General features: G+C 61.2%; 19 protein-coding genes. 15 read left to right on the forward strand and 4 right to left on the reverse strand.

Annotated elements, in window-relative coordinates; translation table 11 throughout:
* Positions 1-16 precede the first annotated feature (16 nt).
* Positions 17-682 carry a fumarylacetoacetate hydrolase family protein gene (locus AC1RPZ_RS05265; RefSeq protein ID WP_493135517.1) on the forward strand — a complete coding sequence of 222 codons (666 nt, stop codon included), beginning with the start codon at positions 17-19 and terminating at the stop codon, positions 680-682.
* 54 nt (positions 683-736) lie between these two features.
* Here the strand turns inward: AC1RPZ_RS05265 and rpiA are convergent, their stop codons facing one another.
* Positions 737-1408 (reverse strand): ribose-5-phosphate isomerase RpiA, encoded by a 672-nt coding sequence (rpiA, locus tag AC1RPZ_RS05270; protein ID WP_493135520.1) that lies wholly within the window; start codon positions 1406-1408, stop codon positions 737-739.
* A 411-nt stretch (positions 1409-1819) separates the two neighbouring features.
* Between rpiA and ilvA the strand changes: the two genes are divergently transcribed.
* The gene (ilvA, locus tag AC1RPZ_RS05275; RefSeq protein WP_493135524.1) at positions 1820-3334 is read left to right on the forward strand and encodes a threonine ammonia-lyase, biosynthetic; all 1515 of its coding nucleotides are present in this window, start codon (positions 1820-1822) and stop codon (positions 3332-3334) included.
* Positions 3335-3372: 38 nt separating this feature from the next.
* Positions 3373-3798, forward strand: a complete 426-nt coding sequence (locus AC1RPZ_RS05280) for a DUF2269 family protein (RefSeq protein WP_493135528.1) — start codon at positions 3373-3375, stop codon at positions 3796-3798.
* A gap of 51 nt (positions 3799-3849) precedes the next feature.
* Here AC1RPZ_RS05280 and AC1RPZ_RS05285 read toward each other — a convergent pair whose 3' ends face one another.
* Complete coding sequence (locus AC1RPZ_RS05285) at positions 3850-4506, reverse strand: histidinol-phosphatase (RefSeq protein WP_493135530.1); 657 nt, start codon at positions 4504-4506, stop codon at positions 3850-3852.
* A 143-nt stretch (positions 4507-4649) separates the two neighbouring features.
* On the opposite strand from AC1RPZ_RS05285, the gene AC1RPZ_RS05290 reads away from it, so the two are divergent.
* Complete coding sequence (locus AC1RPZ_RS05290; RefSeq protein ID WP_008064982.1) at positions 4650-5129, forward strand: RNA pyrophosphohydrolase; 480 nt, start codon at positions 4650-4652, stop codon at positions 5127-5129.
* 22 nt (positions 5130-5151) lie between these two features.
* Positions 5152-7431, forward strand: a complete 2280-nt coding sequence (gene ptsP, locus AC1RPZ_RS05295; RefSeq protein WP_493135532.1) for a phosphoenolpyruvate--protein phosphotransferase — start codon at positions 5152-5154, stop codon at positions 7429-7431.
* 127 nt (positions 7432-7558) lie between these two features.
* On the opposite strand, the gene AC1RPZ_RS05300 is transcribed toward ptsP, so the two are convergent.
* Positions 7559-8305, reverse strand: coding sequence for an NRDE family protein (locus AC1RPZ_RS05300; protein WP_493135534.1), 747 nt, complete (start codon positions 8303-8305; stop codon positions 7559-7561).
* Between the two features lie 123 nt (positions 8306-8428).
* Between AC1RPZ_RS05300 and AC1RPZ_RS05305 the strand changes: the two genes are divergently transcribed.
* From AC1RPZ_RS05305 to AC1RPZ_RS05330, 6 genes are all read left to right on the forward strand, one after another.
* Entirely contained in the window at positions 8429-9211 is a 783-nt protein-coding gene (locus AC1RPZ_RS05305) for a sulfite exporter TauE/SafE family protein (protein ID WP_493135536.1), read from the forward strand.
* Between the two features lie 98 nt (positions 9212-9309).
* Positions 9310-10125, forward strand: a complete 816-nt coding sequence (gene lgt, locus AC1RPZ_RS05310; protein WP_493135539.1) for a prolipoprotein diacylglyceryl transferase — start codon at positions 9310-9312, stop codon at positions 10123-10125.
* 63 nt (positions 10126-10188) lie between these two features.
* Positions 10189-11160, forward strand: coding sequence for a thymidylate synthase (locus AC1RPZ_RS05315; protein WP_493135541.1), 972 nt, complete (start codon positions 10189-10191; stop codon positions 11158-11160).
* A 201-nt stretch (positions 11161-11361) separates the two neighbouring features.
* Complete coding sequence (locus tag AC1RPZ_RS05320; RefSeq protein ID WP_019694124.1) at positions 11362-11565, forward strand: co-regulatory protein PtrA N-terminal domain-containing protein; 204 nt, start codon at positions 11362-11364, stop codon at positions 11563-11565.
* A gap of 188 nt (positions 11566-11753) precedes the next feature.
* Positions 11754-12341 (forward strand): undecaprenyl-diphosphatase, encoded by a 588-nt coding sequence (locus AC1RPZ_RS05325; RefSeq protein ID WP_493135543.1) that lies wholly within the window; start codon positions 11754-11756, stop codon positions 12339-12341.
* A gap of 59 nt (positions 12342-12400) precedes the next feature.
* Complete coding sequence (locus AC1RPZ_RS05330; protein WP_493135545.1) at positions 12401-13582, forward strand: MFS transporter; 1182 nt, start codon at positions 12401-12403, stop codon at positions 13580-13582.
* On the opposite strand, the gene cadR is transcribed toward AC1RPZ_RS05330, so the two are convergent.
* On the reverse strand, positions 13579-14028 hold the full coding sequence (gene cadR / locus AC1RPZ_RS05335; RefSeq protein ID WP_493135547.1) for a Cd(II)/Pb(II)-responsive transcriptional regulator: 450 nt from the start codon (positions 14026-14028) through the stop codon (positions 13579-13581). The two genes, AC1RPZ_RS05330 and cadR, sit on opposite strands and share 4 nt — an antisense overlap.
* Positions 14029-14112: 84 nt before the next feature.
* Between cadR and AC1RPZ_RS05340 the strand changes: the two genes are divergently transcribed.
* From AC1RPZ_RS05340 to AC1RPZ_RS05355, 4 genes are all read left to right on the forward strand, one after another.
* Positions 14113-16374 carry a heavy metal translocating P-type ATPase gene (locus AC1RPZ_RS05340; protein ID WP_493135549.1) on the forward strand — a complete coding sequence of 754 codons (2262 nt, stop codon included), beginning with the start codon at positions 14113-14115 and terminating at the stop codon, positions 16372-16374.
* A 284-nt stretch (positions 16375-16658) separates the two neighbouring features.
* Positions 16659-17522, forward strand: coding sequence for a LysR family transcriptional regulator (locus AC1RPZ_RS05345; RefSeq protein WP_493135551.1), 864 nt, complete (start codon positions 16659-16661; stop codon positions 17520-17522).
* A gap of 192 nt (positions 17523-17714) precedes the next feature.
* Entirely contained in the window at positions 17715-18791 is a 1077-nt protein-coding gene (locus AC1RPZ_RS05350; protein WP_493135553.1) for a putative 2-aminoethylphosphonate ABC transporter ATP-binding protein, read from the forward strand.
* Positions 18791-20515, forward strand: coding sequence for a putative 2-aminoethylphosphonate ABC transporter permease subunit (locus tag AC1RPZ_RS05355; RefSeq protein ID WP_493135555.1), 1725 nt, complete (start codon positions 18791-18793; stop codon positions 20513-20515). Before AC1RPZ_RS05350 ends, AC1RPZ_RS05355 begins: the two co-directional genes overlap by 1 nt.
* Positions 20516-20543: the final 28 nt, after the last annotated feature.

The raw sequence follows: 20543 nt of genomic DNA on the forward strand, positions 1-20543 counted from the left end.
AAGGAAGGAGTCGGTAATGAGCTATCAGCACCAGTATGTCGACGGTACGCGTATTCATTTCCCGGTCGGGAAGGTGGTGTGCATCGGGCGTAACTACGCCGAACACGCCAAGGAGCTGGATAACCCGGTGCCGACCGAGCCGCTGTTGTTCATCAAGCCGGGCAGTTGCGTGGTGCCGCTGGAAGGTGGTTTTGCGATTCCGACCGAGCGTGGCTCGGTGCACTACGAGGCAGAAATCGCGGTGTTGATTGGCAAGCCGTTGTCGACCCGGCCGAGCCGCGAAGAAGTGCTGGATGCGATCTCCGGGTTTGCACCGGGGTTGGACCTGACCTTGCGCGACAAGCAGGCCGAGCTCAAGTCCAAAGGTCTGCCATGGGAAATCGCCAAGTCGTTCGACGGCGCCTGCGTGCTGGCGCCGTTTGTGGTCAGCAGCACCTTCGCCGACCTGACCGACATCGGTATCCGGCTGACCATCAACGGCGAAATTCGCCAGGACGGCAACAGCAGCGCGATGCTCAACCCGATTGTGCCGATGATCCAGCACATGGCGGGCTGCTTCTCGCTGCAAGCCGGTGACGTGATCATGACCGGCACCCCGGTGGGCGTCGGTCCGCTGAACGTTGGCGATGAGCTGGTGCTGGAACTGCCGGGCGCCGGCAGCTTCAAGAGCAGCGTTCGCTAGGGATTTCGGGATACGCCCATAGCCGCAGGCGTAATGTCCTGCGGCTTTTTTCGTTTATGCGCGCAGGGTTTTCACGCCTTCGCTGGTGCCCAGCAGCAGCACGTCTGCCGGACGGGCGGCGAACAGGCCGTTGGTGACCACGCCGACGATGGCGTTGATTTGAGTCTCGAGCTCGACCGGGTTGGTGATCTGCAGGTTGAATACGTCGAGGATGATGTTGCCGTTGTCGGTCAACACGCCTTCGCGGTAAACCGGGTCGCCGCCCAGTTTCACCAGCTCGCGGGCCACGTGGCTGCGGGCCATCGGGATCACTTCGACCGGCAGCGGGAAAGCGCCCAGGACCGGCACCAGTTTGCTGGCGTCGGCGATGCAGATGAAGGTCTTCGCCACAGCCGCCACGATCTTCTCGCGGGTCAGGGCGGCGCCACCGCCCTTGATCAGGTTCAGGTGCTCGTCGCTTTCATCGGCGCCGTCGACGTAGAACTCCAGGTCGCTGACGGTGTTGAGCTCATACACCGGAATCCCGTGGCCCTTGAGGCGCGCGGCGGTGGCTTCGGAGCTGGCGACCGCGCCATCGAACGCGCCCTTGTGCAGGGCCAGTGCGTCGATGAAGCAGTTGGCGGTGGAGCCGGTGCCGACCCCGACGATGCTCTTGTCGTCGAGTTTTGGAAGGATGAAGTCGACGGCGGCCTGAGCCACTGCCTGTTTGAGTTGATCCTGGGTCATGCGGGCTCCGAAAGCGGGCAAGGGAGAACGGAAAGGTCGGCATTATAGCCCCATGCCGGGCTAAATCCTCTGGATTCGTGTGGTCGCTTAGGCGAAAGCCGGGTTAGACTCCGAGGGTCTGTTGACGTTTGGTGGCGAACCGCGTTGCACGCCAAATTGCGCGAGGCAAGGCGCGGGATGCCGCCAATGGTTGTTCCCTTGGCAAATCCCGCAACGCAGCCTCGCGCAATTTGGCGCGCAACCCGAAGGGACGGTGCCCATTTGGCGCAGGGCTGCGTTGCTCGGAACTTATTTGGAACAACCAAACTGCGTTCCTCGCGCCTTGCCCTGCGCCAAATGGGCCTCCGTCGCGGTCGCCACCAAACGTCAACAGACCCTAACCCTGCCCAACCCGCTCAGTGATGCTTTCCGATGCTCGAACAGTACGTCAAGAAGATCCTCACCTCGCGCGTTTATGACGTTGCCGTAGAAACCCCATTGCAGAATGCTCGCCAGCTCTCCGAGCGGCTGGGCAACAAGATTTGGCTCAAGCGCGAAGACTTGCAGCCGGTGTTCTCGTTCAAGATTCGCGGCGCTTACAACAAGCTGACCCAATTGAGCGACGAAGAACGCGCCCGTGGCGTGGTCACTGCCTCGGCGGGTAACCACGCGCAGGGCCTGGCGCTCGCGGCCAAGGTGTTGGGCGTGAAAGCGACCATCGTCATGCCCAAGACCACCCCCGAGATCAAGGTCGAAGGCGTGCGTTCGCGCGGCGGCAAAGTGGTGCTGCACGGTGATTCGTTCCCGGAAGCCCTGGCCTATTCGCTGAAACTGGTCGACGAAAAGGGTTACGTCTACATCCACCCTTACGATGATCCGCATACCATTGCCGGGCAGGGCACCGTGGCGATGGAGATTCTGCGCCAGCACCCAGGCCCGCTCGATGCGATTTTCGTCCCGGTGGGCGGTGGCGGCCTGATCGCCGGGATTGCGGCGTACGTGAAGTACCTGCGACCCGAGATCAAGATCATTGGCGTCGAGCCGGACGACTCCAACTGCCTGCAAGCAGCCATGGCGGCCGGCGAGCGCGTGGTGCTGCCGACCGTGGGCATTTTTGCCGATGGCGTGGCGGTGGCGCAGATCGGTCAGTACACCTTCGACATCTGCAAAGACTACGTCGATGAAGTGATCACCGTCAGCACCGATGAGATCTGTGCGGCGATCAAGGATATTTACGACGACACCCGCTCGATCACTGAACCTGCCGGCGCCCTGGGCGTGGCCGGGATCAAAAAGTACGTCGAGTCGCGCGGTGTGACCGGGCAGACCCTGGTGGCCATCGACTCCGGCGCCAACGTCAACTTCGACCGCTTGCGCCACGTTGCCGAGCGCGCCGAACTGGGTGAAGGCCGCGAAGCAATCATCGCCGTGACCATCCCGGAGAAACCGGGCAGCTTCAAGGCGTTCTGCGAAGCCATCGGCAAGCGCCAGATCACCGAATTCAACTACCGCTACAACACCGGCAGCGAAGCACACATCTTCGTTGGCGTGCAGACGCACCCGGAAAACGATCCACGCAGCGCGCTGATCGCCAGCCTGACCGAGCAAGGTTTCCCGGTGCTCGACCTGACCGACAACGAATTGGCCAAGTTGCACATTCGCCACATGGTCGGCGGCCGCGCGGCGCATGTCGTCGATGAAGTGGTGCTGCGCTTCGAGTTCCCGGAACGTCCGGGCGCTCTGTTCAACTTCCTCAACAAGCTCGGCGGGCGCTGGAACATCTCGATGTTCCACTACCGCAACCACGGCGCGGCCGATGGTCGGGTGGTCGCCGGCCTGCAAGTGCCGCACGAAGAGCGCCATCTGGTGCCGGCGGCGCTGGCAGAAATCGGTTACCCGTATTGGGATGAGAGCGACAACCCGGCGTATCAGCTGTTCCTCGGCTGAGCGTCTACGCTGTGGGCAGTCCATAAGGAAATCGAACCATGGAAACGTTAACCGCCCTGAAAGTGGCTCATGTCCTGGCGACGGTGCTGTTGCTGGTCGGTGCGCTGGGTCTGGCGATCTGGGTCTGGCGCACGCGCCGCACCGGTGACGCGATGGCACACGCCCGCACGTTGCAGCGGCCGTGGGTGTTTGTCTGGCTGGTGATGGGCCTGGCGTTGCTGAGCATGCCGTTCACCGGATGGTGGATGGTGCATCGGGTGGGTTGGCCGCTGGGGCAGACCTGGCTGCTGGCCTCCAGCGTGATCTACACCGTAGGCGCTCTGGCAATGTTCTGGCTGCTGGTGCGGCTTAACAAATTGCGCACCGCACCGGGAGGCAGTGGCAAGTTTACGTTCGCCTTGGCGTTGTTCAGTTTTGTCTGCTTTATCGCCATTGCCGGGTTGATGGGCGCCAAACCGGTTTAAGGCCTGATACCGGGGTGGCCCCATCGCGAGCAAGCTCCGACGATGGCGTATTCAGTCGCGCAAGGACATCACCGGCCAGCCGCGTTTTTCGGCCTCGGCCCGCAAATTCGGGTCAGGGTCCACGGCCACAGGGTTTGCCACTTCCTCCAGCAGCGCCAGATCGTTCATCGAATCGCTATAGAAATAGCTGTCTTCGAGTGACATGCCGGTCTCTTCCAGCCAACGATTCAAGCGCGTCACCTTGCCTTCACGGAAGCACGGCACGTCGGTGCTGCGTCCGGTGTAGCGGCCGTCGATCATTTCGCATTCAGTGGCAATCAGGGTTTCAACGCCCAGGCGCTGGGCAATGGGACCTGTGACGAAACGGTTGGTGGCGGTGATGATCACCAGTTTGTCGCCGGCGGCCCGATGCCTGGCCAGCAACTCGAGGCCCTTGGGCAACACGATCGGTTCGATGCAGTCGCGCATGTAATCGCGGTGCCACTCATCCAGCACAGCCATCTCGGTACGACCGAGCACTTCCAGACAAAAATTCAGGTACGCGGCATTGTCCAGCTTGCCGGCCAGGTAGTCCTGGTAGAACTCGTCGTTGCGCGCTTTATAGGCGACGGCGTCGAGAAAGCCCCTTTCACAGAGGTAATCGCCCCACGCGTGATCGCTGTCGCCGCCCAAAAGTGTGTTGTCCAAGTCGAATAAAGCCAGACGCATTGCAGTTACTCGCTGAAAAGTCTGTAAAAAGGCGTCCAGAATACGGTCTTTTCACAAGAGTGCACATAACGTAGGAAGCTTCGTTGCTGCCTTCACAACCTTTGTGGAACAATGCGGCGACATGCGTTTGCGAGGTTGTTGCCGTGATCGACCCCGATGGTTTCCGCCCCAATGTCGGGATCATTCTCACGAATGATGCTGGCCAGGTGCTATGGGCTCGCCGTATCAATCAAGATGCCTGGCAGTTTCCTCAAGGTGGTATCAACCCTCAGGAGACGCCGGAAGACGCTTTGTACCGCGAGTTGAACGAAGAAGTGGGTCTGGAGCGCGAAGATGTTGAAATTCTCGCCTGCACCCGGGGCTGGTTGCGCTATCGTTTGCCGCAACGTCTGGTCAGAACGCACAGCCAACCGCTGTGCATCGGCCAGAAACAGAAATGGTTTCTCCTGCGCCTGGTCTCCAACGAGCAGCGGGTGCGGATGGATTTGACCGGTAAACCGGAATTCGATGGCTGGCGCTGGGTCAGCTATTGGTATCCGTTGGGCCAGGTGGTGACATTCAAGCGCGAAGTTTATCGCCGCGCTCTCAAAGAGCTTGCCCCGCGCCTTTTAGCGCGCGACTGACGACGGAGTTCGACCCCGAGCCATGCTCAATACGCTGCGCAAGATCGTCCAGGAAGTTAACTCCGCCAAGGATCTCAAGGCGGCGTTGGGGATTATTGTGTTGCGCGTCAAAGAGGCCATGGGCAGCCAGGTCTGCTCGGTCTACCTGCTCGACCCCGAGTCCAACCGCTTCGTGCTGATGGCGACCGAGGGCTTGAACAAGCGCTCGATCGGTAAAGTCAGCATGGCGCCCAACGAAGGGCTGGTTGGCCTGGTCGGCACGCGTGAAGAACCCCTTAACCTCGAAAACGCCGCGGATCACCCGCGCTATCGCTACTTCGCCGAAACCGGTGAAGAGCGTTATGCCTCGTTCCTCGGCGCCCCAATCATTCACCACCGGCGCGTCGTCGGCGTGTTGGTCATCCAGCAAAAAGAACGTCGCCAGTTCGACGAAGGTGAAGAAGCCTTCCTGGTGACCATGAGCGCCCAGCTCGCGGGCGTTATCGCCCACGCCGAGGCCACCGGTTCGATCCGGGGTCTGGGGCGTCAGGGCAAAGGCATTCAGGAAGCAAAGTTCGTCGGCGTACCCGGTTCGCCCGGTGCGGCGGTCGGTACTGCGGTGGTCATGCTGCCGCCGGCCGATCTGGACGTGGTGCCTGACAAAACCATCACCGACATTGACGCAGAGCTGGGTCTGTTCAAGACCGCCATCGAAGGCGTGCGCGCCGACATGCGCGCGCTGTCCGCCAAACTTGCCACGCAATTGCGGCCGGAAGAGCGGGCGCTGTTCGACGTCTACCTGATGATGCTCGACGACGCTTCGCTGGGCAGCGAAGTGACCACTGTGATCAAGACCGGCCAGTGGGCCCAGGGCGCGCTGCGTCAGGTGGTCACCGATCACGTCAACCGTTTCGAATTGATGGACGACGCCTACCTGCGTGAGCGCGCGTCCGACGTCAAAGACCTTGGCCGACGCCTGCTGGCTTACTTGCAGGAAGAACGTCAGCAGACGCTGGTCTATCCCGACAACACCATTCTGATCAGCGAAGAACTGACGCCGGCGATGCTCGGCGAGGTGCCGGAAGGCAAGCTGGTGGGGCTGGTGTCGGTACTCGGTTCCGGTAACTCGCACGTGGCGATCCTGGCGCGAGCCATGGGTATTCCGACGGTGATGGGCCTGGTCGACCTGCCGTATTCCAAGGTCGACGGCATCCAGATGATCGTCGACGGCTACCACGGCGAGGTCTACACCAACCCGAGTGACGTGCTGCGCAAGCAGTTCGCCGATGTGGTCGAGGAAGAGAAGCAACTGGCGCTGGGGCTGGATGCGCTGCGCGATTTGCCGTGCGTGACCCTCGATGGTCACCGCATGCCGCTGTGGGTCAACACTGGCCTGCTGGCGGACGTGGCGCGGGCGCAGAAGCGTGGTGCCGAAGGCGTGGGTCTGTACCGCACCGAAGTGCCGTTCATGATCAATCAGCGCTTCCCGAGTGAAAAGGAACAGCTGGCGATTTATCGCGAGCAACTCGCGGCCTTCCATCCGCAACCGGTGACCATGCGCAGCCTGGACATTGGCGGCGACAAGTCACTGTCGTACTTCCCGATCAAGGAAGACAACCCGTTCCTCGGCTGGCGCGGGATCCGCGTGACCCTCGACCACCCGGAAATTTTCCTGGTGCAGACCCGTGCCATGCTCAAGGCCAGCGAAGGCCTGGACAACCTGCGCATTCTGCTGCCGATGATCTCCGGTATTCATGAACTGGAAGAAGCCTTGCACCTGATTCACCGCGCCTGGGGTGAAGTGCGCGACGAAGGCACCGACGTGCCGATGCCGCCGGTTGGGGTGATGATCGAGATTCCCGCAGCGGTGTATCAGACCAAGGAACTGGCGCGGCAGGTGGACTTCCTGTCGGTCGGCTCCAACGACCTGACCCAATACCTGCTGGCCGTGGACCGTAATAACCCGCGGGTAGCCGATCTCTACGACTACCTGCACCCGGCGGTGCTGCAAGCCTTGCAGAACGTCGTACGTGACGCGCATGCCGAAGGCAAGCCAGTGAGTATCTGCGGGGAGATGGCCGGTGACCCGGCGGCAGCGGTGCTGTTGATGGCGATGGGTTTTGACAGCCTGTCGATGAACGCCACCAACTTGCCGAAAGTGAAGTGGATGCTGCGCCAGATCAATCTGAGCTGGGCCAGGGATCTGCTTGCCGAGCTGATGACCATCGACAACCCGCAAGTGATCCACAGCTCGCTGCAATTGGCGCTGAAGAACCTTGGGTTGGCGCGGATGATCAATCCGGGGGCGATCAAGCCCCTCTGAGCCTGTGGCGCACCCATCGCGAGCAAGCTCGCTCCCACAGTGGATTTGTGTAGGTTCACTATTTTGTGATCAACACAAAACCCTGTGGGAGTGAACTTGCTCGCGATGAGGTCAGTGCCGACGCCGCCTAATCCCTGATCTCCACTTCGCCAAGATGCCCGCCATACGGCCCGAAACTCCTTTCGACCATATGCCGCGTCCCGTCCGCCTGCACAATCAGCGCCGTGCTCGCTCGCGTGCCATACGTGGGGCTGGCAATAAACACGCTCGACAACAGACTCTCGGTCGCCAGCCCAACCCCGGTATCCGGCAAATCGGCGAACGGCGCCGTTTGCGGATCGCCTAACAGGGCCAATAAAGCCTGTGGCTGCGAATCAGCCAGTACTTCACTCAACGCCGCCTTGGCCTTGAGCACCTTTGGCCACGGCGTATCCAGCCCGGCATTCGACAACCCATAGATCCCTGATTGCAGTTTGACCGGCCCAGGCTCCCGCGCGTTGTAGTGCCACAGCTCATGACGATTGCCGATCAGCAGATTAAACCCGGCATATTCCAGCGATCTGTCGACAACGTCGGTCAAATACTCAGCAATCGGCAAGTCGCCGGTGAGAAACCGCGCCACCAGCTCGCCTCGTGATTTGCGCGCGGGTGGCTGGTGCGGGTCGCGGATATTGGTCAATGCGGCAAAGCGCCCGTCGGCGCCAATGCCCAGCCAGGTGCCACCCGCTTCCAGATCGCGTCCGGCGTACACCTCTGGCGTCTCGGGCCATTGCGCCAGTGGCAGACTCGGGCGCGCATAGAACTCGTCGCGGTTAGCCGCGACGATCAGCGGTTGGGCGTGACCCGGTCGCCAGGCGAAGACGATCAAGCACATAGGGTGATCCCTCTTGGCTTTTTTGCCCACTCTACGCACAGATCCGGCGGGTATCCATCGCCATCCAGTGGAGCTTGAGGCCATGCATCCGTTACCATGCCGCACTTATTTCGGGGTGCAGTCATGGAATTTCCGCTCTATCTGCTGCTGGGTGCCTGTGCCGGCGTGCTGGCCGGGCTGTTTGGAGTGGGCGGCGGGATCATCATCGTCCCGGTATTGGTGTTCAGTTTCACCTTGCAGGGTTTTGATGTGTCGGTGCTGACTCACCTGGCCGTCGGCACATCGTTGGCGACGATTATCTTCACCTCGGTCAATGCGGTGCGCGAACATCATCTGAAAGGCGCGGTGCGCTGGCCGATTTTTGTCTGGATGACCGTCGGGATTCTGATCGGCGCGGGTTTTGGCGCGCTGACGGCCGAAGCCATCTCGGGACCGCATTTGCAGAAGATCATCGGCGTGTTCGCGTTGGTCATTTCCGTGCAGCTGGCGCTGGAGGTCAAGCCCAAGGCCAGCCGAACGGTGCCCGGCAAATTCGGTCTGACCCTGGCCGGCAGTGTGATCGGCTGGGCTTCAGCGATTTTCGGGGTCGGTGGAGGCTCGCTGACGGTGCCGTTTCTGACCTGGCGCAGTGTGCCGATGCAGCAAGCCGTGGCCACGTCTTCGGCCTGTGGTCTGCCGATTGCGCTCGTCAGTGCATTAAGTTTCATGGTTCTGGGCTGGCACGATCCACGTCTGCCGGCTCATAGTCTCGGATTCATTTATTTACCGGCGCTGCTGGGCATCGCCCTGACCAGCATGGTCTTTGCCCGCTTCGGTGCGCGACTGGCCCACACGCTGTCGCCGCGTTTGCTGAAAAGACTGTTTGCCGCTTTGCTGTTTTGCGTGGGTTTGAGCTTTCTGCTTTGAGCTCTTTTTGCCAGGACCGACGACGCAATCCTGGCTTAATCCGGACGTGGCACGGTCGCGCCAGGAATTTTATGTTTCAACTCTAACGAGGAGTCGCAATGCTGCCTTACCCGCAGATTGACCCGGTGGCCCTGGCCATCGGCCCGCTGAAAATCCACTGGTACGGCCTGATGTACCTGATCGGTATCGGCGGCGCCTGGATGCTGGCGTCACGTCGGTTGAACCGCTTCGACCCGACCTGGACCAAGGAGAAACTCTCCGACATGATCTTCTGGATGTCGATGGGGGTGATTGTCGGCGGCCGATTGGGTTATGTGCTGTTTTACGATCTGAGTGCTTACCTGGCCAACCCGACGCTGATTTTTGAAGTGTGGAAGGGTGGCATGTCGTTCCATGGCGGGTTCATCGGCGTGATGCTGGCGGCCCTGTGGTTCGGTAAAAAGAATGGCAAGTCGTTCTTCCAGCTGATGGACTTCGTCGCGCCTATGGTGCCGATCGGTCTGGGTGCCGGGCGTATCGGCAACTTCATCAACGCCGAGTTGTGGGGCAAGCCGACCGACCTGCCGTGGGCGATGATTTTCCCGCCGTTCAGCGATCCGGCGCAGTTGCCGCGCCACCCGTCGCAGCTGTATCAGTTCGCCCTCGAAGGCGTGGCGTTGTTCGTCATTCTTTGGCTGTTCTCGCGCAAACCTCGGCCGACCATGGCGGTCTCCGGGATGTTCGCGCTGTTCTACGGGATCTTCCGGTTTGTCGTCGAACTGGTGCGAGTGCCGGATGCGCAACTCGGTTACCTGGCGTTCGGCTGGGTGACCATGGGGCAGGTTCTGTGCATCCCGATGATCATCGGCGGGCTGTACCTGATCTGGCTGGCGTACAACCGCGCCCCGGCGGCTCCCGCTACTCCGGTGTCTTAAAGCGCCGCGCTCTACATTCGGATCGCAGGGCTCAGGCCCTGCGTTCAAGGACACAGGTAATTCATGAAGCAATATCTCGATCTGGTTGCCCACGTCATCAAGAACGGCACCAAGCAAGCCAACCGTACCGGCGTGAACACCATCAGCTTTCCCGGCGCGATGCTGCGCTATGACCTGAAAGAAGGTTTCCCGGCGATCACCACCCGCAAGATGGCCTTCAAATCGGCCATCGGCGAGATGGTCGGTTTCCTGCGGGGCGTGAACAACGCGGCCGAGTTTCGTGCGTTGGGCTGCAAGGTCTGGGACCAGAACGCCAACGAAAACGCCCAGTGGCTGGCCAATCCGTTCCGTCAGGGCGACGACGACCTGGGCGAGATCTACGGCGTGCAATGGCGCAAATGGCCGGCGTACAAGCAGATCCCGGTCAGCAATCAGGCTGCCATCGAGCAGACACTGAGTCAGGGCTACCGCCAGATCGCTGAAGGCGAAGAAGACGGCCAGGCCTATGTGGTGCTGTACAAAGCGATCGACCAGATTCGCCAGTGCATCGACACCATCATCAAGGATCCGGGCAGCCGGCGTATCCTGTTCCACGGCTGGAACTGCGCCCAGCTCGATGAAATGGCCCTGCCGCCGTGCCATCTGCTGTATCAGTTCCACCCGAACGTCGAGACCCAAGAGATTTCCCTGACGCTCTACATCCGCTCCAACGATCTGGGGCTGGGCACGCCGTTCAACCTCACCGAAGGCGCCGCACTGCTGAGCCTGATCGGTCGCCTGACCGGTTACACGCCGCGCTGGTTCACCTATTTCATCGGTGACGCCCACGTCTACGAAAACCATCTGGACATGCTCAACGAACAGCTCAAGCGCGAGCCGTTCCCGATGCCCAAACTGGTGATTTCCGACCGTGTGCCGGAGTTCGCCAAGACTGGCGTGTACCAGCCGGAGTGGCTGGAGCAGATCGAGCCGAGCGACTTCTCGCTGGAAGGCTACGAACACCACGCGCCCATGACCGCGCCGATGGCGGTCTAGCCCTGAAGATGATCGTTCCCGCGCTCCCGCGTGGGAACGGTCAGACACTGATACCCCGTAGGAGCAGCCTGCGGCAGCTCCTACGTCTACATGTCAGAAAATTCATCTCCAGGGGAAAGGGTCGATAAATAGCGCCCTATAGGATGAGCTCCAGTCAGCCAATACACGGTCTGGCAGAACCCAACTACTGGAGAGTTCCCGATGAAATCCCTGAAAGCTTTTTTGGTCGTTTCCCTGATGTGCGCTTCTGTGGCCGCGATGGCCGAAGGCGGTGGCGACAAGGTTCAGGCCCGAATGGACGCCGCACGCGATGTGGCGATGGTTCACTATCAGCAGTCTGAGCATGCGCAGGCCGTAGCGAGCAGTCAGAAAGCGCAGTCCGACACTGTCGAACGCTCGAATTGACGGCATGCTTCACCCAGTCGCTGACGTGCCGTGTGGCAGCAGGACTTGTGGCAAAACAGGCGACAAACGCCTGAAGCCCGGATGGCGGAGTGCTCCGACTGTCCGGGCGATTGCAACTACTATGATGTGTACCGCCCACCGCGTTATCGCGGCGCGGGGTTTTCTGATGATCTGAAGGGCGTCTATTTGTGGAAGAACTCAATCGCAGCCTGTTCCTGGCGATCAACGCCAGCGCGGATGCCTCGGCGCCAATGCGGTCTTTGGCAATGTTTTTGGCGCAGTGGCTGATCTTCAGCGTACCGCTACTGCTGACCGGATTGTGGCTGCGCGGGACACGCCCGCAGCGGGCGGTGGCGGTCACTGCGACGCTGAGTATCGTCTTCGCGCTGGGCTGCAATTTGCTGATCAGCAGCCTTTGGTTCCACCCGCGTCCGTTCATGCTGGGGTTGGGGCAAAACTTTATGGAGCATGCCGCAGAGTCATCCTTTCCAAGCGACCACGCCACGGTAATGTTCTCGCTAGCCTTTGGCTTGATGCTGGCAGCGCTGCGCAAGCTGGGCCTGCTGGTTCTGCTGCTGGGTGCGTTGGTTGGCTGGGCGCGTGTCTACCTGGGCGTGCACTTTCCATTCGATATTGCCGGGTCGTTGCTGGTGTCGCTGGCCAGCGCCTGGCTGGTGCGGGAAGTGTTGGGCTGCAGACAACTGGGCGAACATCTGCTCGACGTGCTTGAACGTGTGTACCAGCGAGTATTTCCAGCCCTCAGCCTTAGAGGCTAGGGCTCGGGTATCTGTTTCATAGCCGCCGATGAGGCATTGGAGCACGACAGGATGAACAGGTGAATCAGGCCAGATCGGTACCTCTGCGTATTCCGCCGACCATTTGGGCCTTGGGCTTTGTCAGCCTGTTCATGGATGTTTCGTCCGAGCTTGTGCACAGCCTTTTACCGGTGTTTCTGGTGACGACCCTGGGCGCGAGTGCACTGACCGTCGGCATCATCGAGGGCATCGCCGAGGCGACGGCGATGCTGGTCAAAGTCTTCTCGGGTGCGATCAGCGACTTTATCGGTCGGCGCAAAGGTCTGTTGTTACTGGGGTACGGTTTGGCCGCGTTGACCAAACCGTTATTCCCGCTGGCTCACTCGGTGGAGGTGGTGTTCACCGCACGCTTTCTCGATCGTATCGGCAAAGGCATTCGCGGCGCGCCGCGCGATGCACTGGTGGCGGACGTAGCCCCGCTGGAAATTCGCGGTGCGTGTTTCGGCTTGCGCCAATCGATGGACACCGTTGGTGCTCTTGTCGGTCCTGCGCTGGCCATCGTGCTGATGCTCTGGCTCGCCGATATCCAGCAGGTGCTGTGGTTCGCCGTCATCCCGGCGGTCATCGCGGTGGCACTGATTGTCACCGGGGTAAAAGAGCCTGAGCACGCGACTGGCAAGCACACCTTTCGATCGCCCATTCATTGGCGAGTCCTTCACGACTTTTCGTCCGGGTATTGGTGGGTGGTCGTCGTCGGAGGGGTGTTTACGCTGGCGCGTTTCAGCGAAGCGTTTCTGGTGTTGCGGGCGCAGCAGACGGGTTTGTCAGCCACCTGGGTGCCGCTGGTGATGGTGGTCATGTCGGGGTTCTATGCGGTGTCCGCCTATCCGGCGGGTTGGTTGTCCGATCGCATCAGCCGCACCAAATTACTCTGTCTCGGTATGGGGCTGCTGGTGCTGGCGGACCTGGTGCTCGCTCAATCCCATTCGACCCTGACGATGATGCTGGGCGTAGCCCTGTGGGGACTGCACATGGGTTTCAGCCAAGGGATCCTCGCTACCCTGGTGGCTGATACTGCCCCCGACGAACTGAAGGGCACGGCGTTCGGTATTTTCAATCTGATCAGCGGCGTCTGTCTGTTGGTTGCCAGCGTTCTCGCGGGCTGGCTGTGGCAAACCGTCGGCGCACAAAGCACGTTTCTGACCGGCGCGGTGCTGGCCGGTTTGGCCATGCTTTTGCTCCTGTTGCGCCGGGCGAATTAATGCCCGTGGCTTCGGCCGACATGCGAGTGCTCGGTTTCACTCGCCGCAACGCCGCCGCTGACTTCCAGCTGCTGCAAAATCCCGCACTGTTCGATATCTGGCCGTTCGCTGCAGCTCTGGCGCAGTTCCAGCAGTTGTGTCTGCAACGCCAGTAAGCCGTCGATCCGTGCCTTGACGTGGTGGATGTGCTCGTCGATCAGTGCGTTGACGCTTTCGCATTGATCCTGCGGGCTGTCGCGCAGGCTGAGCAGGCTGCGGATTTCTTCGAGGGTCATGTCGAGGGTGCGGCAGTTGCGGATGAAGGTCAGGCGTTCGGTGTGGGCCTGGGTGTACAAGCGGTAATTGCCTTCACTGCGGGCCGGCTCCGGCAACAGGCCTTCGCGCTCGTAATAACGGATGGTTTCGACCTGGCAGTCGGTCAGTTTCGCCAGTTCACCGATCTTCATTGCGTCAGTCTCCAAAAGGTTGCTTGACCCTATAGTGGCTACAGGGTCTTTACTTGGCAACAGGCACTTTTTGGACGCGACCTTATGAGCGATTCCCAGCACACTCACAAACCCCACGCTGATCACGATCACGAGCAAAAACTTCAGCCGGTTCAGAAACACGATCACGCCAACCATGGCGGCTCTTGCTGTTCCAGCGCCGCAGCGCCTTCGTTGATCAAACTCAGCGAAACGCCGACCGATGGCGCACGCCTGAGCCGTTTTCGCATCGACGCCATGGACTGCCCGACCGAGCAGACGCTGATCCAGAACAAACTCGGCAAGCTTGCGGGTGTGCAGCAACTGGAATTCAACCTGATCAACCGCGTGCTGGGCGTCACCCATGACTTGCCGAGCACCGCGCCGATCATCGACGCCATCAAGTCGATTGGCATGTTGGCCGAACCCATTGAGCAGGGTACGGATACGCAAGCCAGCCCGGCACCGGTGAAAAAGTCCTGGTGGCCGTTGGCGGTGTCGGGTGTCGGCGCCTTGGCGGCCGAAGTGATTCACTTCACCAACGCCGCGCCGACCTGGGTGGTGGCGATCGTTGCGCTGATTTCGATCCTCAGCGGCGGTTTGGGCACCTATAAAAAGGGCTGGATCGCCCTGAAGAACCTCAACCTGAACATCAACGCGCTGATGAGCATCGCGGTGACCGGTGCGGTGTTGATCGGTCAATGGCCGGAAGCGGCGATGGTGATGTTCCTGTTCACCGTGGCCGAGCTGATCGAAGCCAAATCCCTGGACCGCGCGCGCCATGCGATCAGTGGGCTGATGCAGATGACCCCCGAGCGAGCCACCGTGCAACAGGCCGATGGCACTTGGCTGGAGCAGGACGTTAAAAGCATCGAGTTGGGTGCGCGGGTGCGGGTTCGTCCCGGCGAGCGCATTGGCCTGGACGGCGAAGTGCTGTCCGGCAGTTCGACCCTCGATCAGGCGCCGATCACGGGTGAAAGCCTGCCCGTCGAGAAAACCGTCGGCGACAAAGTCTTCGCCGGGACCATCAACCAGGCCGGTTCGCTGGAGTTCAAAGTCACTGCCGCTGCCAACAACTCGACTCTGGCGCGGATCATCCATGCCGTGGAAGCCGCCCAAGGCGCGCGGGCGCCGACCCAGCGATTCGTCGACCGCTTTTCGAAAATCTACACACCGGTGGTGTTCATCTTCGCTTTGGCCGTGGCACTCATCCCGCCGCTGTTCATGGGCGCGGCCTGGTTCGACTGGATCTACCGCGCACTGGTGTTACTGGTGGTCGCCTGTCCATGCGCGCTGGTGATTTCCACCCCGGTGACCATTGTCAGCGGTCTGGCGGCGGCGGCGCGCAAAGGCATCCTGATCAAGGGCGGCGTGTACCTGGAGGGCGGTCACACACTGGATTACCTGGCCTTGGACAAGACCGGCACCATCACTCATGGCAAACCGGTGCAGACCGATTATCTGTCGCTGGACCCAACGGTCGAACACACCGCACAGGTTTTGGCCGCCAGCCTCGCCGGGCGTTCGGATCACCCGGTCTCGCTGGCCATCGCCAACGCGGCTGTGGATAAACAGCTGACGCTGCTCGCTGTGGATAACTTCGAAGCACTGACCGGCCGTGGTGTGCGCGGTGAGATCAATGGCCAGGTTTATCACTTGGGTAACCACCGCTTGGTGGAAGAGCTGGGCCTGTGCTCGCCAGCGCTGGAAGAGAAACTGTTTGCTCTCGAAGAGCGGGGCAAGACCGTGGTGCTGTTGCTCGACAGGTCTGGCCCGCTGGCGCTGTTTGCAGTCGCCGACACAGTGAAGGAATCCAGCCGCGAAGCCATCCAGCAGTTGCATGCGCTGGGCATCAAGACCTTGATGCTGACCGGCGACAATCCGCACACCGCTCGGGCGATCGCCGCCCAGGTCGGCATCGATCAGGCACAAGGCGACCTTCTGCCGACCGATAAGCTCAAGGCCATCGAAGCCTTGTACGCCCAAGGGCACCGGGTCGGTATGGTCGGTGACGGGATCAACGATGCCCCGGCGCTGGCTCGTGCGCAGATCGGTTTCGCCATGGCCGCCGCCGGCACCGATACCGCGATTGAGACCGCCGACGTCGCCCTGATGGACGACGATCTGCGCAAGATTCCGGCGTTTATCCGGCTGTCGCGGCAGACCTCGAATATCCTCACGCAAAATATCGCCTTGGCATTGGTCATCAAGGCGATCTTTCTTGGGGTAACCTTCGTGGGTCTCGCCACCATGTGGATGGCGGTGTTTGCCGACATGGGCGTGGCCCTGTTGGTGGTGTTCAACGGTCTGCGCCTGTTGCGCAAATAATCGATGTGAGGGGTAGGGGGCGCTCTCAATTAGTTTCCACATCGCGCCGGGTCTGCTGTTGTGCAGGGCAAGGCGCGAGTAGCGTGGTTTGGTCATTCCAAATAAGCTTCGAGCAACGCAGCCCTGCACAACAGCAGGCCCGGCCCTTCGGGTTGTGCCTTAAAGCGGGCCAGGCTGCGTTGCAGGCCTTGGAAAGGGAGCAACCATTTCCAGCGGCCTGCGCCTTGCCTGGCCCGCTTTAAGACGACAACGCGATGAGGAAACTAATTGAGAGCGCCCCCTAAGTGCTGAGTGCCGAGCTGAAGGCTTTTTACAGGGTCGCGCGTTTGGGGAGCATTACCCTCGCGGCGAAAAAGCTCGGCCTGAGCCAACCTACGGTGACCACTCAGATTCGTCATCTGGAAAGCCAGTACTCGGTTGAACTGTTCTACCGCGGCGGTCGTCGGTTAACGCTCAGTGAGGACGGCGCGCGGTTGCTGCCAATGGTCAAAGCCCTGTTGCAGCAGGAAGCCGATATCGAGTTTTTCCTGCGCAACAGCGGTCAGGTTCAAGGCGCGCTGCGCATCGCCGCCACCGCGCCGTATTACATCCTCGACCTGGTGAAAACCTTCCGCGAACGGCTGCCGCAGGTGGACGTCTCGGTGGAAATCGGCAACTCCCAACAGGTGCTCGAATCCCTTGAGGAATATCGGGTCGACATCGCCGCTTCATCACAACTGCTTGAAGACCCACGGTTGATCCGTCGGGTGCTGGGCAGCGATCCGCTGGTGCTGGCGGTGCACCACAACCATCCGCTGGCGGTGCATGATCATGTTCCGCTGAATGCTTTGGTCGGACACACGCTGTTGATGCGTGAAACCGGCTCGACCACCCGTCGCCTGACCGAAGAGTTGCTGGCGAGCGCCGGAGTGAGTTTCGGCCCGTTGCTGGAAATCGGCAGCCGCGAGTCGATCCGTGAAGCGGTGCTGCGCAACATCGGCATCAGCATCATCGCCCGCCAGGAAGTGCCCCACGACCCGCAACTGCGGGTGCTGACCCTCGAAAACGCCCCGCAGATTCTCGAATACCTTTACTGCCTCAAGGAGCGCAAAGGCGCACGCCTGCCGGCGGCGTTTCTCGGCTTGGCGCAGGAAATGGCCCCGGCCTAGATCAAAAGATCGCAGCCTGCGGCAGCTCCTACGGGGGAATGCGTCCGTCGTAGGAGCTGCCGAAGGCTGCGATCTTTGCTTTTCTTGAACCAAAATCCCCGAATACCACTATCGGCCGTTTTTGCCTCGCTGCCACAGGACGGACGCATTACAAACCTAGGATGGCCTTCATCTGCTTGATGAGGTCCGTCCATGAACCACCCGAACGCAACTGCCCAGGTCTTCCCCGGTGCGCCGATGAAGGTGCGCGGTATCGAGAAACGCTTCGGCGCCTTCACCGCGCTGGATAACGTTTCACTGGAGGTCGCTGCGGGCGAACTGGTGTGTCTGCTCGGGCCTTCCGGTTGCGGCAAGACCACCTTGCTGCGGTGCATCGCTGGTCTGGAGCGTCAGGATCGCGGCGAGTTGTACCTGGGTAGTCGGGACGTTTCCCTGCTGGCACCGCAAGCTCGGGACTACGGCATTCTGTTCCAGTCCTACGCACTGTTCCCGAACCTCACCGTCGAAGCCAACATCGCCTACGGCCTGGCCGGCAGTGGCCGCGAGGAAGTGCGCAAGCGCGTGGCGCAAATGCTTGAACTGGTGGGCCTGATCGGCAGTGAAAAGAAATACCCCGGCCAATTGTCCGGCGGACAGCAACAACGCGTGGCGTTGGCCCGGGCCTTGGCGCCGGCGCCGTCACTGTTGCTGCTGGACGAACCGATGTCGGCCCTCGACGCCCGGGTTCGCGAGCATCTGTGCACCGAGTTGCGTCAATTGCAGCGCAACCTCGGCATCACCACGCTGATGGTCACCCACAACCAGGACGAGGCCATGCTGATGGCCGACCGCATCGCGGTGATGAACAACGGCAAGGTCGAGCAGTACGCCACGCCCCAGGAAATCTACAACCGCCCGGCCACGCCGTTTGTCGCCGAGTTCGTCGGGCAGGGCAACTGGCTGCCGTTCCAGCGCAACGGCGACAGCCATGCGCAGGTCGGCGGGATGAATGTGCGCTTGGCTGACAACTGCGGCAAAGCCGCTTCGGGTCGACTGTTCTGTCGCCCGGAAGCGATCAACGTCAACCCGCCGGTGCACGAGGAAAACCTGTTCCCGGCCAAGGTTCGTGAAATCACCTTTCTCGGCAATCGCTGTCGGATGAGCTTCGAACTCAACCAACTGCCGGGCCATGCGCTGCTCGCCGAACTCGCGCCCGAAGCCATGCCACGACTCGGTGCTCAGGACATCATGGTCGCCTTGCCGCCGCGCAGCCTGCAGGTGTTTGCCTGATGAGCGAGCAGATCGCCCTGCCGATACCGCGCAAGCAGGTTCGGCAGGCTTCCCGCGCCGAAATCGGTGACCGGGTGTTCGTGGTCGGCGGCAAGATTTTGCTGCTGTGCCTGCTCAGCGTCGCGGTGTTGATGCCGTTGCTGGCGATCTTCTGGCGTGGCTTCAGCAGCGACGCCGGGCAAGGCGGCGGATTCGTTGCCGCCCGCGAACTGCTGACCAGCGACAACTTCCACTGGTTGCTGGGCAATAGTCTGAAAGTCTCCCTCAGTGTGGCGGCCATTGTCGTACCGTTGGCCTACCTGTTTGCCTACGCGCTGCAACGCACACTGATTCCCGGCAAGGCGATCTGGCGCGGCATGTCGCTGTTGCCATTGATGGCGCCGTCGATGCTGCCGGGTATCGCGTTGGTCTACCTGTTCGGTAACCAGGGCATGTTGCGCGGGATGCTGTCGGACAACATTTACGGCTTCTGGGGCATCGTCCTCGGCGAAGTGATTTACACCTTTCCCCACGCCTTGATGATCCTGCTCTCGGCGTTGTCCCTGGCCGATGCACGCTTGTTCGACGCCGCGTCGAGCATGGGCGCCAGTCCGGCCAAGGCCTTTCGCAGCATCACCTGGCCGGCGACCCGGCAAGCGGTGTTCGCGGCGTTCTGCCTGGTGTTCACCCTGACCATCACCGACTTCGGTGTGCCGGTGGTGGTCGGTGGTGACTATCAAGTGCTGGCGCTGGAAGCCTACAAAGCCGTGGTCGGCCAGCAGCAATTCGGTCGCGGTGCGCTGATCGGCATGGTGTTGCTGCTGCCGGCGCTGTTCAGCTTCGGCGTCGATGCCTGGTTGCGCCGTCGTCATGGCGACTCCATGAGCGGTCGGGCACAAGTCTTCCAACCGGCGCCGTCGCGGCTGCGGGATGGCTGCTACTTGAGCATCGTGTTGCTGATCTGCGCCGCGCTGCTGCTGGTGTTCGGTATGGCGGTGTACTCGTCGCTGGTGAAGTTCTGGCCGTACAACCTGTCGCTGTCGCTCAATCACTACCAGTTTGGCGACACCGCTGGCGGTGGCTGGCTGGCCTACGGCAACAGCGTGAAGATGGCCTTGTGCACGGCGTTGATCGGCAGCGGTTTGATTTTCACCGGCGCCTATCTGATGGAGAAAACCCGTGGCCAGCGCGGCTTGAACCTGGCGCTGCGCATGCTCAGCTTCGTGCCGATGGCGGTGCCGGGTTTGGTGTTGGGGCTGGGCTACGTGTTCTTCTTCAACCTGAGCGGCAACCCGCTGCATGTGTTCTACGGGACCATGACCCTGCTGGTGGTCTGCACCATTGCTCATTATTTGACCACTGCGCAAATGACCGCCACCACCGCGCTGCGTCAGCTCGACGCCGAGTTCGAAGCCGCCGCACTGTCGCTCAAGGCGCCGCTGTACCGCCACTACCTGCGCGTCACCGTGCCGATCTGCCTGCCGGCGCTGCTGGACATCGTGCGCTACCTGTTCGTCTCGGCAATGACCACGGTGTCGGCGGCGATCTTCCTCTACAGCCCCGACACCCTCCTCGCAGCGGTGGCGGTGCTGAACATGGACGACGCCGGCAACGTCGGCGGCGCGGCGGCCATGTCGACCCTGATTCTGTTCACCTCGGCAGGCGTTTCCCTGCTCCTGGCCTGGGCTTCGCGCGGCTTGCTGCGCCGTTCCCAGGCCTGGCGGCAAACCGCGCCCGGCAACTGATTTCCACTCCCGCAAACCTGAACTCAAC

This window comes from Pseudomonas sp. GW822-FHT02D10, from assembly GCF_058802345.1.

Bases quoted from the DNA above. Each gene is read 5' to 3' on its own strand.
- AC1RPZ_RS05265 (WP_493135517.1), top strand. From the start codon at position 17: ATGAGCTATCAGCACCAGTATGTCGACGGTACGCGTATTCATTTCCCG.
- rpiA (WP_493135520.1), bottom strand. From the start codon at position 1,408: ATGACCCAGGATCAACTCAAACAGGCAGTGGCTCAGGCCGCCGTCGAC.
- ilvA (WP_493135524.1), top strand. From the start codon at position 1,820: ATGCTCGAACAGTACGTCAAGAAGATCCTCACCTCGCGCGTTTATGAC.
- AC1RPZ_RS05280 (WP_493135528.1), top strand. From the start codon at position 3,373: ATGGAAACGTTAACCGCCCTGAAAGTGGCTCATGTCCTGGCGACGGTG.
- AC1RPZ_RS05285 (WP_493135530.1), bottom strand. From the start codon at position 4,506: ATGCGTCTGGCTTTATTCGACTTGGACAACACACTTTTGGGCGGCGAC.
- ptsP (WP_493135532.1), top strand. From the start codon at position 5,152: ATGCTCAATACGCTGCGCAAGATCGTCCAGGAAGTTAACTCCGCCAAG.
- AC1RPZ_RS05300 (WP_493135534.1), bottom strand. From the start codon at position 8,305: ATGTGCTTGATCGTCTTCGCCTGGCGACCGGGTCACGCCCAACCGCTG.
- AC1RPZ_RS05305 (WP_493135536.1), top strand. From the start codon at position 8,429: ATGGAATTTCCGCTCTATCTGCTGCTGGGTGCCTGTGCCGGCGTGCTG.
- lgt (WP_493135539.1), top strand. From the start codon at position 9,310: ATGCTGCCTTACCCGCAGATTGACCCGGTGGCCCTGGCCATCGGCCCG.
- AC1RPZ_RS05315 (WP_493135541.1), top strand. From the start codon at position 10,189: ATGAAGCAATATCTCGATCTGGTTGCCCACGTCATCAAGAACGGCACC.
- AC1RPZ_RS05320 (WP_019694124.1), top strand. From the start codon at position 11,362: ATGAAATCCCTGAAAGCTTTTTTGGTCGTTTCCCTGATGTGCGCTTCT.
- cadR (WP_493135547.1), bottom strand. From the start codon at position 14,028: ATGAAGATCGGTGAACTGGCGAAACTGACCGACTGCCAGGTCGAAACC.
- AC1RPZ_RS05340 (WP_493135549.1), top strand. From the start codon at position 14,113: ATGAGCGATTCCCAGCACACTCACAAACCCCACGCTGATCACGATCAC.
- AC1RPZ_RS05350 (WP_493135553.1), top strand. From the start codon at position 17,715: ATGAACCACCCGAACGCAACTGCCCAGGTCTTCCCCGGTGCGCCGATG.
- AC1RPZ_RS05355 (WP_493135555.1), top strand. From the start codon at position 18,791: ATGAGCGAGCAGATCGCCCTGCCGATACCGCGCAAGCAGGTTCGGCAG.